Origin of the sequence: Variovorax humicola, assembly GCF_037889915.1 — a bacterium.
GTDB classification, from domain to species: Bacteria; Pseudomonadota; Gammaproteobacteria; order Burkholderiales; family Burkholderiaceae_C; genus Variovorax; species Variovorax humicola.
The window spans coordinates 305,040-319,663 of the sequence record NZ_JBBKZV010000002.1 but is presented as its reverse complement, the minus strand read 5'-3'; the positions used below and the strand labels follow the sequence as shown (position 1 = coordinate 319,663).

Here is a 14,624-nt window from a genome sequence, read left to right as displayed (position 1 = left end):
GCACCAGCAACGGGCCGTTTTGTTTGGGGTTGCTGGTTCACCACCCCCAATGGAGAGAATCAAATGTTGAAGCAACCCGACCGCAAGTACCGCGCGTTCGCACCGATCGGCCTCAAGGATCGCACCTGGCCGGATGCCGTGCTGACCAAGGCCCCGATCTGGCTGTCGACGGACCTGCGCGACGGGAACCAGGCGCTGGTCGAGCCCATGGACATCGGGCGCAAGATGCGCATGTTCGAACAGCTCGTGGCGATCGGCTTCAAGGAGATCGAGGTCGGCTTTCCCTCGGCTTCGCAGGTCGAATTCGACTTTGTACGCAAGCTCATCGAGGAAGACCGCATTCCCGATGACGTGACCATCCAGGTGCTGACCCAGGCGCGCGACCATTTGATCGCGCGCACCTTCGATTCGCTGCAGGGTGCGCCCCGTGCAATCGTCCACCTGTACAACGCCGTCGCGCCGGTGATGCGCAAGGTGGTCCTCGGAATGAACGAGGACGAGATCGTCGAACTCGCAACCGTGCATGCCGAGATGTTCAAGGACTGTGCTGCAAAGCAGCCTCACACGCAGTGGACGTTCCAGTACTCGCCGGAAATGTTCTCGGGCACCGATCTTTCTTTTTCCAAGCGTGTGGTCGATGCCGTGACTGCGGTCTGGGAACCGACGCCGCAGAACAAGTGCATCATCAATTTGCCCTCGACCGTCGAGCACTCCACGCCGAACATCTTTGCCGACATGATCGAATGGATGCATCGCCATCTGGAGCGGCGTGACGGCATCGTGCTGTCGGTGCATCCGCACAACGACCGGGGCACCGGCACCGCAGCCGGCGAGTTTGCGCTGATGGCTGGCGCCGATCGCCTCGAAGGCTGCTTGTTCGGCAACGGCGAGCGTACTGGCAACCTCGATCTGGTGAACGTCGCGCTCAATCTCTATACCCAGGGCGTATCGCCCGAGCTGGACTTCTCCCGCATCGACGACATCCGCGCGACGGTCGAGCATTGCAACCAGATTCCGGTGCACCCGCGCCATCCTTATGTGGGTGACCTGGTCTATACCTCATTCTCGGGTTCGCACCAGGACGCGATCAAGAAAGCGTTTTCGGCGCGGAAGGAAGGCGACATCTGGGACATGCCCTACCTGCCAATCGACCCAAAGGACGTGGGGCGCAGCTACGAAGCCGTGATCCGCGTCAACAGTCAGTCGGGCAAAGGCGGTATGGCGTATCTGCTCGAAAGCGAATACGGCATTGAGATGCCGCGCCGCTTGCAGATGGAGTTCATGCAGACTGTGCAACGCGTGATGGATGTTGCCGGCAAGGAGCTGAGCGCGGCCGACCTCTACGCCTTGTTCGAGCGCGAGTACGGACTGAACACAGTACATGCCTTGCAACACCGGGTGCTCGAGGAGCAAGGCGAGGGGGAGGGCGCCTCGGTGGTGCTGCGCGGCGATCTGCCGTGGAACGGCGAGATTTGCCCGATCGAGGGGCGCGGAAACGGTCCGATCGACGCCTTCATTCATGCGCTGGTCGACACCACCGGCCATGCCGTGCGGGTGATCGACTATCACCAGCATGCCATCGGCGCGGGCGCCGACGCCAAGGCGGTCGCCTATCTTGAGTTGCGCGTCGACGAGTCGCAAACTCTGTTCGGCGTGGGGATTGATGCAGACACCATTTCCGCCTCGCTGAAAGCCATCGTTTCGGGCCTGAAGCGGGCGCGAGAACGAGGTGCCCGCAGCGCACAATCGGTGGCTGAGCCGGCCTGAGGCGCAGCTCGGCAATTGCAAGAAAACGGAGAGACACGATGACCGACCAACTGATCATTTTCGACACGACCTTGCGCGACGGGGAGCAATCGCCGGGCGCGTCCATGACGCGCGACGAAAAGATGCGCATCGCAAGGCAACTCGAGCGGCTGAAGGTCGACGTGATCGAGGCCGGCTTTCCGGCCAGTTCGAATGGCGATTTCGAGGCGGTGAAGGCGATCGCCGGCGTCATCAAGGACTCGACCGTGTGCGGTCTGGCGCGAGCCAATGACCGCGACATCTCGCGCACAGCCGAGGCACTCAAGGGCGCCGCACGCGGGCGCATCCACACCTTCATCGCCACGTCGCCGCTGCATATGGAGAAGAAGCTGCGGATGACGCCCGACGAGGTGTTCGAGCAGGCGAAGCTGGCCGTGCGCTTTGCGCGCAACCAGATTGCGGATGTCGAATTCAGCCCTGAAGACGGCTATCGCAGCGACGTGGATTTCCTGTGCCGCGTCCTGGAAGCCGTGATCGCTGAAGGTGCGACGACGATCAACGTGCCGGACACCGTGGGCTACGCGATCCCGGAGCTCTACGGCAACTTCATCAAGACGTTGCGCGAACGCATCCCGAACAGCGACAAGGCGATCTGGTCGGTGCATTGCCACAACGACCTCGGCATGGCCGTGGCCAATTCGCTGGCCGGCGTGAAGCTGGGCGGCGCTCGGCAGGTCGAATGCACGATCAATGGCCTGGGTGAGCGGGCCGGCAACTGTTCGCTGGAAGAAATCGTCATGGCTGTGAAGACCCGCAAGGACTATTTCGGCCTGACCATGAACATCGATACCCAGCACATACTTGCGGCCAGCCGCATGGTAAGCCAGACGACGGGCTTCGTCGTACAGCCGAACAAGGCCGTGGTTGGCGCCAACGCCTTCGCGCATGCGTCCGGCATCCACCAGGATGGCGTTTTGAAAGCCCGCGATACGTACGAGATCATGCGGGCCGAGGACGTCGGCTGGACTACCAACAAGATCGTGCTGGGCAAGCTCAGCGGTCGCAACGCGTTCAAGCAGCGACTGCTGGACCTGGGCGTCGCCATGGAAAGCGAGGGCGACATCAACGCCGCCTTTGCCCGCTTCAAGGAACTGGCCGACCGCAAGAGCGAAATATTTGATGAAGACATCCTCGCGTTGGTCAGCGACGAGGACGGGTCGCACGTTGGAGAGCAGTTTGCTTTTGTTTCACTGTCCCAGCACAGCGAAACCGGGGAGCGGCCCCAGGCGCGCGTGGTGTTCACTGCCAATGGCAAGGAAGTCACGGGTGAATCGGATGGCAACGGCCCGGTCGATGCCTCGCTCAAGGCGATCGAGTCACTTGTGAAGAGTGGGGCGGAGATGGTGCTTTATTCGGTGAATGCGATCAGCGGATCGACCGAGAGCCAGGGAGAAGTGACCGTGCGGCTGCAGAACGCCGGGCGGGTGGTGAATGGCGTTGGGGCAGACCCGGATATCGTCGTGGCTTCGGCCAAGGCATATCTGAGTGCGCTCAACAAGTTACAGAGCCAAGCTGAGAGAATTGCCGCACAAGGTTAGCTTTTTTGAGTTCCTTTGTGTTCGATTGAGGAAGCGAATGCAACTAACTGATATTGCGTGTCTTTTTCGATATCGTTAAACTGCGCACTTCTTTCGTCGCCGCTGGAGATTTATTGATGCCTGAAGCCCGACTACACCGAGTTTCCAGCCAGCGGTTTCAACCCGCATTTCGTATGATCGCCGTCGCTCTGTGTGCTACGGCGTTTTTGTTGTCCGCAGCGCAGGCCGCCAAGCACCCTGACTCTGCTTCCGCCAAAAAGTCCCAGGCCGGTGCTTCGTCGAAGCAGAAGGCGACCACTGCCTCCAAGTCTGCGCCAGCCAAGGCCGCAGTTGCCACCAAGGCTGAAAAGGCCGACCGCTCGGTTCGCGCTGGCAAGAACGTGGTGGCCACGGTTCGCACGCGCCACGGCAGGACGATTGTCGCCGTGCAACGTCGCTCTGTGGTTCGATTGGCCGACGCAGCGCCGCCGAAGCTTTCGTATGGACAACTCGCCGGCCTGCACAGCCAGGACGAACTCGACCTGAAGTCGAGCGTGGCATTGGTCATTGACCAGGACACACGCGAAGTGCTGTTCAGCAAGAATGACCATGCGGTGTTGCCGATCGCATCGCTGACCAAGCTCATGACGGGCTTGCTCGTGAGCGAAGCACATCTGCCGATGGACGAGCCGATCACCATCACCGAAGACGACGTCGACACCGAGAAATTCAGCCGCTCGCGCCTGCGCGTGGGCACCACCTTGTCGCGTGGCGAGATGCTGCACCTGGCGTTGATGTCCAGTGAGAACCGCGCAGCGCATGCGCTAGGTCGCACCTATCCGGGTGGATTGGCGACCTTTGTGAGCATGATGAACGCCAAGGCGCGTTCGCTCGGCATGAAGGACACCCGCTATGTCGAGCCGACCGGCTTGTCGAGTAGTAACCAGTCGAGCGCGCAGGATCTGGCGCTGCTTGTGAATGCAGCATCGGCCGACGCCACGGTGCGCGAACTGTCGACATCGCCGGAATACCAGGTTGAGGTCGGCAATCGCATGATGCAATTCAACACCACCAATCGGCTGGTCAAGAACCCGGATTGGGACATCGGCGTGCAGAAGACCGGCTACATCTCGGAAGCAGGCCAGTGCCTGGTCATGCAGACGAAGATCGCCGGTCGCAAGCTGATCATGGTGTTCCTGGATTCCGCCGGCAAGCTGAGCCGCATCGGCGACGCCGAGCGCGTTCGCCGCTGGGTGGAAGCGACTCAATTGATGACGGCGCCTGCGGCGCGCCATCAAATCGTGACGGTCGGCGCTGCCGGTTGAGCGGCACCCTTCAGGCGGCCGGCGGGCTCTTCTGCCGGCGACCTTCTCCGGTCAGCCGACTCAGGCCGACTCAGGCCGACTCAGGCCGACTCAGGCGGAAGCCTGACAACGGCTTTCACCTCCCCTCGACTGCCTTCAGGCTGGAGGCGTCGTCGCAGGCGTGTCGGTGCTGTGGCCTAGCGCGCCGGAAATTTCGTTTGCAGTGGCTTGCAGCTTCGGCAGCCACCCGTCGTCGAGCCGATCTGCGGGCGCAGAGATGGAAAGCCCGGCAATCAGCTTGCCCTGGTCGTCGTAGATACCGGCGGCCATGCAGCGGACACCCAGTTCAAGCTCCTCGTTGTCGCGGGCGATCCCGTATTGGCGCGCTTTCGATAATTCGCGCTCCAGTGCCGGCAACTGCGTAATGCTGTTGCGCGTATGGCCGGCCAGCCCGGTGCGCGTGGCGTAGCTGCGCACGCGCTGCGGATCGTCGGCCGCGAGAAACAGCTTGCCGGTCGAGGTAAGGTGGAGCGGCGCACGGCCGCCGATCGCGCGTACCACCTGCATGCCAGAGCGCTCGCTGTAGGCGCGCTCGATGTAGACGATCTCGTCGCCCTGGCGCATGCTCAGGTTGACCGGCTGCTGCGTGAGTTTGTGGAGTTCTCGCATGGGCGTCAAAGCAGCGTCGCGCACGTTGAGTCGGCCTTTGACCAGATTGCCCAGTTCCAGCAGGCGCATCCCGAGCCGATAGCTACCGGCTTCGGGCCGATCGACAAATCGGCCGACGGCCAGGTCGTTCAGTATTCGGTGTGTGGTGGAAGGGTGCAATCCAGTCTTCTCGCTGATCTCCTTGAGCGAGATGGCTTCCTCGCGGGAGGCCAGCACGTCGATCAAGGCAAACATGCGCTCGATCACCTGGATGACAGGTGTCGCTGCAACGTCGGATTGGGGTTTTCTCATGGGCGGCGGTACAGGGTTGTATCGCCCGCGATTTTACTTTGTGAAATCGCTTTGCGCTTGCCAACGCCCGTCAATGAGCAACTCGTGCGGTCTGTAGAGCGCCTTGTAGTTCATCTTGGCACTGCCCGCGATCCAGTAGCCAAGGTAGACGTGCGGCAGCCCCAGCGTGCGCGCCTGCGCGATTTGCCACAGTACGCCATAGTTGCCGTAACCTGCACCAGCATCAGGTTCATAAAAGGTATAAACGGCGGAAAGTCCGTCGTTCAGCACGTCGAGGATCGACACCATCTTGAGCGCGCCGACGCCGCCATCGGGCAGGGTTTCCCGAAATTCGACCAGGCGCGAGTTGACGCGGCTCTGCAGCAGGAACTGGGTGTACTGATCGATGCTGTCGTGGTCCATGCCGCCGCCCGCATGGCGGCCATTCTGATATCGCAGGTACAGCTGATAGTGCTCGGGGACGAAGCAGAGCTTGAGCACGCGCGCCTGCAGGTTGCCGTGGCGCGCCATGGCGCGGCGCTGGCTGCGCGTGGGAGTGAACTCTTCGACCTTTACCCGCAACGGCACGCAGGCACGGCAACCATCGCAATAGGGGCGATAGGTGAACATGCCGCTGCGCCGGAAGCCGGCCAACACCAGGTCGGAATAGGCATCGTTGTGGATCAGGTGGCTGGGCGTAGCGACCTGGGAGCGCGCTTGTCGGTCCGGCAGATAGCTGCACGGATAGGGCGCTGTCGCATAGAACTGCAGCGTGTGGAGCGGAAGATCCTTGAGGTGCGTCACGTCAGTGGCGAAGGTCGCGCAAGCAGGAGTTCGTTCCAGTATACGGGGTCGAAATGCCAGGTGGGGCCTTGCTGGTTGCGAGCGCGCGTCACGTGCGAGATGAATGCACCGCGCGGCATCTCCCTGGCGCCCAGGCTGGCCAGGTGGGCCGTGTTCTGCTGGCAGTCGATCATCGGCATGCCGTGGCGGCGGCAGAAGCTCACCAATGCGGCGAGGGCGATTTTGGAAGCATCGGCCTGGCGCGCAAACATGGATTCGCCGAACACCGCGCGGCCGATCGCCACGCAATAGAGGCCGCCGGCCAACCGGCCGTCGATCCAGGTCTCGACGCTGTGCGCATGGCCGGAATGGTGCAGGGCGACATAGGCTTCCACCATGTCCGGCACGATCCAGGTGCCGGACTGGCCGGCACGCGGCGTGGCGGCGCAGGCCCGGATCACTGCTTCGAAGTTGTGATTGATGCGAACCTCGCAGCCGTTCCGACGCCGAAACTGGTCGATCGTCTTGCGCAACGACCGGTGCAGGCGGAAGCGTGCCACCTCCAGCACCATGCGCGGCTCGGGGCTCCACCACAGGATGGGCTGGTTGTCGCTGAACCACGGAAAGATGGCGTTGCCGTAGGCTTCCAGCAAACGCTCGACGCCCAACTCGCCCCCGGCCGCGAGGAGGCCGGGCACGGGCGCGTCAGGGCCCCAGGCCAATGCAGGGTCGGGCAACGATTCGCCGGGCGCGATCCATGTGATTTGCATGCTGGAGGTATACACGCGTTTGCGTGTCTGCCTCGTGATTCAAAAGGATTCCAGCGGCAGGCCTACGTAGTTTTCCGCGAGTGAGGTCGACGCCGCGCGCGAGTTGACGAGGTAGTCGAGTTCGGCTTCCTGGATCTTCTGGCCAAACTCGCCGTTTTCCGGGAACCGGTGCATCAGCGAGGTGAACCACCACGAGAATCGCTCGGCTTTCCAGACGCGGCGCAGACACAACTCGGAATAGCGATCGAGGGCGGATGCGCTCCGCTCGCGATAATGGATCTCGAGTGCGCGCGACAGGAATCCGACGTCGGCGGTTGCCAGGTTGAGGCCCTTGGCGCCCGTCGGTGGGACGATATGAGCGGCGTCTCCGGCCAGCAACAGGCTGCCGAAGCGCATCGGCTCAGCGACGAAGCTGCGCAGTGGCGCGATGCTCTTTTCCAGCGATGGTCCGGTGACGAGACACTCCCGCGCTTCGGGGTCCAGGCGATTGCGCAGTTCGTCCCAGAAGGCGTGGTCGCTCCAGTTCTCGACTTTCTGGTCGCTTGCCACCTGCAGGTAATAGCGGCTGCGGTGCTCGCTGCGCATGCTGCACAGTGCGAATCCGCGCCCGGTATTGGCATATATCAGTTCGTGCGAGACCGGCGGCACTTCGGCCAGGATGCCGAGCCAGCCGAACGGATAAACCTTTTCATAGAGATGTAGCGCATCAGTGGGAACGCTGGCGCGGCTGACACCGTGATAACCGTCGCATCCGGCGATGAAATCGCACTTGATCTCTTTCGTGGCGCCGTCTTTCTGGTACCGCACGGAGGGCCTCGCGGTTTCGAAATCGTGCAGGCTGACCGGCGTCGCGTTGTAGATCGTTGTGAGGCCTTCGGCGGCCCGGGCTGCCATCAAATCGCGCGTGACTTCGGTCTGGCCGTACACGGTGACCTTCTTGCCGCCCGTCAATCCGTGAAGGTCGATGCGATGCCGGGTGCCCTTGAACAGCAGTTCGATGCCGTCGTGCGGCAGGCCCTCTTGCTGTGCGCGCGCATCGACGCCGGCCTGTTGCAGCAGGTCCATCGTCACCTGCTCCAGCACGCCGGCGCGAATACGGCTCAGCACGTAGTCGCCACTCTGGCGCTCGATGATGATGTTGTCGATGCCTGCGCGGTACAAAAGCTGCCCGAGCAACAGGCCCGCGGGGCCGGCGCCGACGATGACGACTTGCGTTCTCATGGGGTGTCTCCTTTGTCGGCTGCAAGCGTAGGGGGCGGGCGTCGAACTCGAAAGCCCGAATCGACGGATGTGTGCGATGATCAAAACGTCTGCGCGATGATCGCGCAGCGAGTCTTCCAGGGCACTTCAGATGGCCATCGCCAAAGCCGATTTCATCGAAGGTGTCGCCAAGGGCATGGCGGTGCTGGAGAGCTTCGATACCGAGCGCCAGCGGCTCAACGCGACGCTGGCGGCCGAGCGTGCCGGGCTCACGCGTGCGGCGGCGCGGCGCCACCTGCTGACGTTGACGCATCTTGGCTACCTGGAGACCGATGGCAGCTATTTCTGGATGGCGCCCAAGGTGCTGCGGTTTTCGGGAAGCTACCTTGCCTCGTCGAGATTGCCGCGCGCCTTGCAGCCGACCCTGAACCGTCTTGCCGCACAAACACATGAGTCGTTTTCCGCCGTGGTGCTGGACGGCGAAGAGGTCGTCATCATTGCGCGCGGTGGCGGCTATGGCGCGCACACGCACGCCCTGGCTTACGGTCTGCATCTGGGCGCCCGATTGCCTGTGCATGCCACGTCGACGGGTTGCGTATTGCTCGCGACGATGAGCGCGGCGGGCCTCAATGCGTGGCTCAAAGGGCGGGTGTTGCCTCGGCTGACGTCGCACACGCTGACACAGGCCAAGGCGCTGCGCCAGCGCATCTCTCAGGTGCGCGCCGATGACTATTGCATTGCTACCGAGGAGCACGAACTGGGCGTGCAGGCGTTGGCAGTGCCCCTGCGCAACATGCAGGGCCACACCGTGGCCGCGCTCAACGTCGTGCTTCCGGGTGCACCTCGTCCGGCATCGCAGCTACAGCACGACCTGCTGCCACTCTTGTTCGAGGCGGCGCGAGAAGTTCGCCCGATGTTGTAAGTTTTCCAAGGCCCCAAAACCACGCTATAATTTGAGGCTGCACAAATTCCTCGATAGCTCAGTTGGTAGAGCGCCGGACTGTTAATCCGTAGGTCCCTGGTTCGAGCCCAGGTCGAGGAGCCAGAATCCTATAGTTGACGGGCCTTTTAGGTCTCCGCGAGTAGTCCGCCGGTAACGGCGGTGTCTAAATCGTCAGGAGCTTTTAAATGGCAATCGTGAACAAGTCCGCCGGTGACGGCACTGTGTCTGTCAGCACAGCGCAAACCGGCCTTCCTGCCCCCGCATTCGCGGGCGGCTTGCCTTCCCTCCCCATGCGCGCCGGTGACATCACTGTGTCCAAGCTCGTCGGCCTCTACATGGCGCACTACGACGGACGCGACAGCACCCGCTTGCAGCGGCTCTCGTGGTGGATCGCGCGAATAGGCTCGACCGCGTTGCAAGACGTAACGGATGACCACATCCACGCGGCGCTCGAGGATTTGGCGCAGCAGCCGGCCACCTATTACGCGGGGCTCGACGCCGCCGGCCAGCCCATTTACAAGGCCAAGCGCAAGGCGATCGCTCCCGCCACGATCAACCGCTACAGCGCCAGCATCGCGGCCGTGCTCACTTGGTCGATCAAAAAGCGGATCGCTCCCAAGGGTTTCATTCATCCGTGCCGCAGCGTCGAGCGCAGGGCAGAGAACAACGAAAAAACCCGCTTCCTGTCGCTGGAGGAGCGCCAGCGCGTGATGGAAGCATGCAAGGCGTCGCCCTGGCCGCGGCTCTATCTGCTCGTGCTTATGGCTCTCACGACCGGCGCACGCAAGGGCGAACTCACGGGGCTGCGCTGGAGAGACATCGACCACGAGCACCGCGTGGCCTACGTCGGACGCAGCAAGAACGGCGACCCAAAGACCTTGCCGCTGGTGGACGGCGTGATGGACCTGCTCAAGTCCTACGGCAGGGACGCCAGACCCGAGGGGCTGGTGTTCGCCTCGACGCGCATCCCTTCGCAGCGCTACGGGTTCGAGGAGCGGTGGAAAGAAGCTCTCAAGGCCGCCAAGGTGCGCAATTTCCGCTTTCACGACCTGCGGCACACTTGCGCGTCGATGCTGGCGCAGAACGGCGCCACACTGCTGGAAATCGGCGACTTGTTAGGGCATCGACAACTTCAGGTCACGAAGCGCTATAGCCATCTGGCCACCGGCCACAAGGCCGCGCTCGTGAATCGCGTTTTGGGCACCATCGGATGACAGAAGACGAGAAGACGCGCAGGTTCTATGAGTGGCACGCCCTTTGTGACGAATCGTTCGGCGAACGGTTTACCGCGCTTCACGCGCTGCATCGCATAGAAGCGTCGATCGAGGAGGGCGCACCGCTCGATCCGGAAGCGGCGGCATACCTGCTGGAAGTCTGCCGCCGCGCGCGCGAAGGGCATGCCGACCCGCTGGTCCTCAAGCGACCCCGCGGCCGGCAGCCGACGGTTGCGCAAGAAGAAACCGAGTACGAGACCGCCTGCGCTGTGTACGAGCGCATCCACAAGGGCGAGACCGTCGAGGAGGCTATTGCGGCCATCGAAGTCGCGCAGGGCCGCGCCGATCAAGGAATCGGCGGTGTCGTCGGCAAGGCCTATTACAAACACCGCGTCGAAGTCATTGATGGTCACAAACGCATGCTCGCTGACTTCGCGCGGTGGGAGGCCGAGAGGGCGAGCAAACCATCCGCGGGTTAGAGGCAAATCGCTGATTTGCTTCGATGGTGCCGCGCACCACAAGACGCGACATTCCTCCTAACGACACGCATCTGTGTCGTGCGGGCTCTGACAGGCTCGTCAACTTAGGAGTTTTGCAATGGATATCTCGGCACCGTCGGCGCTCGCTGACCTCAAGAAACTGGACGATTACCAGCAATGCACGTCCCACATTTTTCCGGGATGTCAATCAATTCGCTGGTACGTCCGCCAGCATCGTGACGCGCTCGCGCGCTCCGGCGCGCTGCTGACCATCGCCGGCCGCCTGTGGGTTCACGCGCCGAAATTCGACCGTTGCGTGTTGGAAATCGGAGCAGGGGGCGCAGTATGAGCGAGATCATAGGCACCAACGCCGTGGCGGCACACGACCTGCTCAAGGCTTGCATACACGAGCACGCGCATAGATGGGTCGCGTGGCACCACGGGATGCGAGGGGTCGTCACGATCGAGCACAACCATCGAGGCGGGCTCGAAGAAAAACATTGGGGCGGCCGGTTCTACATGTTCCAAGTGCCGGCCACGGTGGCGGCCAGGCGAGCCATCGGCTTAGCCGGATACGTCGCTGAGCGCATGCACGAGGACTCCGATATGGAAGCCTTTGAAATTTCCGATTCGCTCGAGTGTGGCGACGGTGAGCTTTCGTCTACAGACGAACCGTTCGCAGCGGGGCACACGGAGGGGGACGTTGCGACATGCATGGCGTTGGTTAGAACCTACTGGCCCGAGATTCTGCGCGACGCGCACGCGGAGGCGCACCGTTGCATGGGCCCACAAGTGGAAACGCCGACCCTGGCAGGGGCCGGCGTTCATGAGGATCAGGCTGCGTTCGAATTCAACCTTGCGCTCAATTCTAGAGGCTGCTCAAAAAACGGGCAAGCAGAAAATTGCGCAATCGCGCAGCGAGGTGCGGCATGAGCGGTGCCATCGATCAGGCGCATGCCCCTGCATTGGCAGGCTATTCGCTCACGTCGCAACCTGTCCCGGTAAGCGTGTTCAAGCGGCAAACCCCATTGGGCAAGCGCATTGCTCGCGGACCCGACGGTGCAATCGTCAAAGAGGTGCACGCGCAGTTCTTTGACGGCACGGTGCGGACTGAGCACGTGCACGGACTGGCCGGCCTGGCAGCGCTGCGCGACACGCTGACGAACTGCGAGGCCCTGGCATTCGGCGTCACGGAGCATGCGCACGCAGCCGTGGTGACGAAGAAGGCGCTGGCCAAGGGTGGACACGCAGCAACGACCGTTGCGCGCGCAGGGGCCCACGTGGCCTACCCCGCCGGTGTGGGGGTGTTCGTCCTGGATCACGACCCCCTGGCCGGAGCGCCTCTGTTTTCCCCCGATGCCCTGCACGCCGCGGTCTGCACCGCGGTGCCTGGCCTCAGCATGGCCACCATGATTTGGGCGCCGAGCACGTCGAGTTGCATCTATGACGCGAAATCCGGCGTCGAGGTGTTTGGCGTCAAAGGCCAGCGCCTGTATCTGCTCATCAGCGATGCGAGCCGGTCTCGAGAGTTGGGCGACCTGATCTTCGATCGCTTGTTGCTGGCCGGGCACGGCTATACGCGCTACGCCGGGGACGGAAAGCCAATGGTGCGCACGCTCATCGACGAGTGCATGTACCAGCCGGAGCGCCTCGACTTTGTGCGCGCCGACTGCGGCCCGGGTCTCGTGCAACGCATGGCACCGTCGCGGATGTTCGAGTCTGGCAACGGGCTCACATCGGACCTGTTCGGCGACAGCGTGCTGAACATCGACGCACTCGCGCCGCTGACCGCGACGGAGCGCCGGCAGGTTGCACAGGTCCGCGACCGCCTGACGCGCGCGCCGGAGGTGCTCGCGGAGTCCGCGCGCATCCGTGCGGTATGGGCACTCGAGAAGGCGAAGCAGAACGCGGCGGCGGGTGCGTCCGACGGCGAGCTTGCAGCCATCGCCAACGAACACGCGACTCGGGCGCAGGGCAGCCAGATTGCCGGCAGTTTCCCCGTGACTCTGGAGAACGGCACCGTTGTAACAGTCGACGAGATTCTCGCGGCGCCCGACATCTACGACGGCATGCAGTGCGCAGACCCTGCCGACGGCGGCAAGGACCTACGCGTCGGGAAGATGATGCTGAAGCGAACGAACGGCGGCGGCCCGACGATCTACAGCCACATGCACAACGGTCGATATTTCGACCTGGTCGACCTCAGCGGGTTCAGCGATTGCGACTCGCCGGTGCACCGTGACGATGATCGACGCGAGGCTCAGAAGGCTGAGAACGTCAAGTTGCAAGAGGCCGTCATCGATGTCATGCCCGCCATCATGACCGTCGCCGAGATGGAGGCTAATTGCGTTTGGATTGCTGAAGGCTCCGGCGTTGGCCGGATCGATGAACCGAGGCAAGTGCTGAGTTTCTCGGACTTCGCTGCGCTCACGGCCGCATCGGTGACCGAGATCGAAGGCCGCCCGACAAAGAACGGCGACGGGGCAAAGGTGCGCGAGATTCCAAATGCACTCATTTGGAAAAAGTCGCCAGTGCGCCAGACGGTGACCACGCGCACCTTCCACCCCGGCGCGCGGCGCATATGCCGCGACCCAGACGGCAGGACCGCACTGAACACCTGGCGGCCAAGCGAGCGCTGGCCAGCGAGCGGGAATATCCGCTTGTTCCTGGATCAACTGGACTACCTATTCCCCGACGCGACGGAGCGCGGCAAGTTTCTCGACTGGCTTGCGCACTTGGAGCAGCGACCCGGCGAGTTGCCACACTATGGATGGCTTCACTTCGCTTCCAACATGGGGACCGGTCGCAATTGGCTTGCCAGTCTGCTCGCACGTGTATGGCGCGGATCGGTCGCGCCAAATGTCGACCTGCAGAACATGCTCGACTCGCAGTTCAACGGGCCATTGAGCGGGCGAACCCTCGCTATCGTCGACGAGATACAAGCGGGGGCCGGCGAGAACCCGCACCGCCATGCGAACAAGCTACGCGCCCTCATGACAGCGGACGTTCGGAACGTTAACCCCAAGGGGAAGACCGAATATCAGGAGCACAACGCGTGCAGGTGGCTCGTGTTCTCGAATCACAAAAACGCGCTCCCGATCGACAACGGGGACCGGCGCTGGTGGGTTGTCCAACACACGTCTGCACCGCGCGCGGCCATCGTCTACAGCCAGCTTTACGCGGCGCTGGCAGACGCGGAGTTCGTCAACAGCGTGGGGTGTTTCTTGCGCGATCGGGACATCCGCGGATTCAACCCCGGCGAGCGCCCCCCGATGAGCGAGGCGAAGAAGGCCGCAGTGTCGGCGTCAAAGTCACTGGCACAGAAGTACGCCGATGAGTTCGTGGCGGGTTGGCCAGTCGACATCGTGACAAACCGCGACGTGGCGAAAGCGCTGTCCGACGGCACATGCGACACGCCAACCCCCGCGATGCGGCGCGCCCTCGAAGAACTCGGATGCGAGAGCCTGTCGCGACCGCTGAAGATCAACGGCACGGCCGCACGATGCTGGACCATCCGCAACGTCGGCAGGTGGCAAGCCGCATCGCCAGCGGAGCAAGTCGCCGAAGCCTGCCGCGTGCCTCCGGCAGACCAAGCGGCCGACGCCGGGGGCGACCCTCTCTTCTAGGCCGGTTACAGGGTTACAGCAGTTACAGCCCGCTCTACCCACA

13 protein-coding genes and 1 tRNA gene are annotated in these 14,624 nt (G+C 62.9%); 10 read left to right on the top strand and 4 right to left on the bottom strand.

Annotated features, from left to right (window positions below; all coding sequences use genetic code 11):
• Positions 1-63 precede the first annotated feature (63 nt).
• The 3 genes from leuA (at position 64) to WKW80_RS05305 (ending at position 4,648) form a co-directional block, all read left to right on the top strand.
• Positions 64-1,767, top strand: a complete 1,704-nt coding sequence (leuA, locus tag WKW80_RS05315) for a 2-isopropylmalate synthase (protein WP_340362818.1) — start codon at positions 64-66, stop codon at positions 1,765-1,767.
• Positions 1,768-1,805: 38 nt separating this feature from the next.
• Positions 1,806-3,344, top strand: coding sequence for a 2-isopropylmalate synthase (locus tag WKW80_RS05310; protein WP_340362505.1), 1,539 nt, complete (start codon positions 1,806-1,808; stop codon positions 3,342-3,344).
• 116 nt (positions 3,345-3,460) lie between these two features.
• Complete coding sequence (locus WKW80_RS05305; RefSeq protein ID WP_340362504.1) at positions 3,461-4,648, top strand: serine hydrolase; 1,188 nt, start codon at positions 3,461-3,463, stop codon at positions 4,646-4,648.
• Positions 4,649-4,783: 135 nt separating this feature from the next.
• Here WKW80_RS05305 and WKW80_RS05300 read toward each other — a convergent pair whose 3' ends face one another.
• The 4 genes from WKW80_RS05300 to pobA are packed head-to-tail and all read right to left on the bottom strand — an operon-like array spanning position 4,784 to position 8,340.
• On the bottom strand, positions 4,784-5,587 hold the full coding sequence (locus WKW80_RS05300; protein WP_340362503.1) for an IclR family transcriptional regulator: 804 nt from the start codon (positions 5,585-5,587) through the stop codon (positions 4,784-4,786).
• Between the two features lie 33 nt (positions 5,588-5,620).
• A complete protein-coding gene (locus tag WKW80_RS05295; protein ID WP_340362502.1) occupies positions 5,621-6,370 on the bottom strand; it encodes an arginyltransferase in 750 nt (249 codons plus the stop codon).
• A complete protein-coding gene (gene aat / locus WKW80_RS05290) occupies positions 6,367-7,119 on the bottom strand; it encodes a leucyl/phenylalanyl-tRNA--protein transferase (protein ID WP_340362501.1) in 753 nt (250 codons plus the stop codon). Before aat ends, WKW80_RS05295 begins: the two co-directional genes overlap by 4 nt.
• Positions 7,120-7,158: 39 nt before the next feature.
• Complete coding sequence (gene pobA, locus WKW80_RS05285) at positions 7,159-8,340, bottom strand: 4-hydroxybenzoate 3-monooxygenase (protein ID WP_340362500.1); 1,182 nt, start codon at positions 8,338-8,340, stop codon at positions 7,159-7,161.
• Positions 8,341-8,470: 130 nt separating this feature from the next.
• On the opposite strand from pobA, the gene WKW80_RS05280 reads away from it, so the two are divergent.
• From WKW80_RS05280 to WKW80_RS05250, 7 genes are all read left to right on the top strand, one after another.
• Positions 8,471-9,241, top strand: a complete 771-nt coding sequence (locus WKW80_RS05280) for an IclR family transcriptional regulator domain-containing protein (protein ID WP_340362499.1) — start codon at positions 8,471-8,473, stop codon at positions 9,239-9,241.
• A 47-nt stretch (positions 9,242-9,288) separates the two neighbouring features.
• Positions 9,289-9,364 (top strand) — tRNA-Asn (locus WKW80_RS05275).
• A gap of 92 nt (positions 9,365-9,456) precedes the next feature.
• Positions 9,457-10,476 carry a tyrosine-type recombinase/integrase gene (locus tag WKW80_RS05270; RefSeq protein WP_340362498.1) on the top strand — a complete coding sequence of 340 codons (1,020 nt, stop codon included), beginning with the start codon at positions 9,457-9,459 and terminating at the stop codon, positions 10,474-10,476.
• Positions 10,473-10,955: a hypothetical protein gene (locus WKW80_RS05265; protein WP_340362497.1), complete on the top strand. Its 483-nt coding sequence runs from the start codon at positions 10,473-10,475 to the stop codon at positions 10,953-10,955. Before WKW80_RS05270 ends, WKW80_RS05265 begins: the two co-directional genes overlap by 4 nt.
• A 118-nt stretch (positions 10,956-11,073) precedes the next feature.
• Positions 11,074-11,304, top strand: coding sequence for a hypothetical protein (locus WKW80_RS05260; protein WP_340362496.1), 231 nt, complete (start codon positions 11,074-11,076; stop codon positions 11,302-11,304).
• On the top strand, positions 11,301-11,888 hold the full coding sequence (locus tag WKW80_RS05255) for a hypothetical protein (RefSeq protein ID WP_340362495.1): 588 nt from the start codon (positions 11,301-11,303) through the stop codon (positions 11,886-11,888). Before WKW80_RS05260 ends, WKW80_RS05255 begins: the two co-directional genes overlap by 4 nt.
• Positions 11,885-14,581, top strand: coding sequence for a primase-helicase family protein (locus WKW80_RS05250; protein ID WP_340362494.1), 2,697 nt, complete (start codon positions 11,885-11,887; stop codon positions 14,579-14,581). The genes WKW80_RS05255 and WKW80_RS05250 overlap by 4 nt, the downstream gene beginning before the upstream one ends.
• The last annotated feature ends 43 nt before the right edge of the window (positions 14,582-14,624 follow it).

Excerpts from the sequence above, each read along its gene's own strand:
- leuA (WP_340362818.1), top strand. The coding sequence starts at position 64 with ATGTTGAAGCAACCCGACCGCAAGTACCGCGCGTTCGCACCGATCGGC.
- WKW80_RS05310 (WP_340362505.1), top strand. The coding sequence starts at position 1,806 with ATGACCGACCAACTGATCATTTTCGACACGACCTTGCGCGACGGGGAG.
- WKW80_RS05305 (WP_340362504.1), top strand. The coding sequence starts at position 3,461 with ATGCCTGAAGCCCGACTACACCGAGTTTCCAGCCAGCGGTTTCAACCC.
- WKW80_RS05300 (WP_340362503.1), bottom strand. The coding sequence starts at position 5,587 with ATGAGAAAACCCCAATCCGACGTTGCAGCGACACCTGTCATCCAGGTG.
- aat (WP_340362501.1), bottom strand. The coding sequence starts at position 7,119 with ATGCAAATCACATGGATCGCGCCCGGCGAATCGTTGCCCGACCCTGCA.
- pobA (WP_340362500.1), bottom strand. The coding sequence starts at position 8,340 with ATGAGAACGCAAGTCGTCATCGTCGGCGCCGGCCCCGCGGGCCTGTTG.
- WKW80_RS05280 (WP_340362499.1), top strand. The coding sequence starts at position 8,471 with ATGGCCATCGCCAAAGCCGATTTCATCGAAGGTGTCGCCAAGGGCATG.
- WKW80_RS05265 (WP_340362497.1), top strand. The coding sequence starts at position 10,473 with ATGACAGAAGACGAGAAGACGCGCAGGTTCTATGAGTGGCACGCCCTT.
- WKW80_RS05260 (WP_340362496.1), top strand. The coding sequence starts at position 11,074 with ATGGATATCTCGGCACCGTCGGCGCTCGCTGACCTCAAGAAACTGGAC.
- WKW80_RS05255 (WP_340362495.1), top strand. The coding sequence starts at position 11,301 with ATGAGCGAGATCATAGGCACCAACGCCGTGGCGGCACACGACCTGCTC.
- WKW80_RS05250 (WP_340362494.1), top strand. The coding sequence starts at position 11,885 with ATGAGCGGTGCCATCGATCAGGCGCATGCCCCTGCATTGGCAGGCTAT.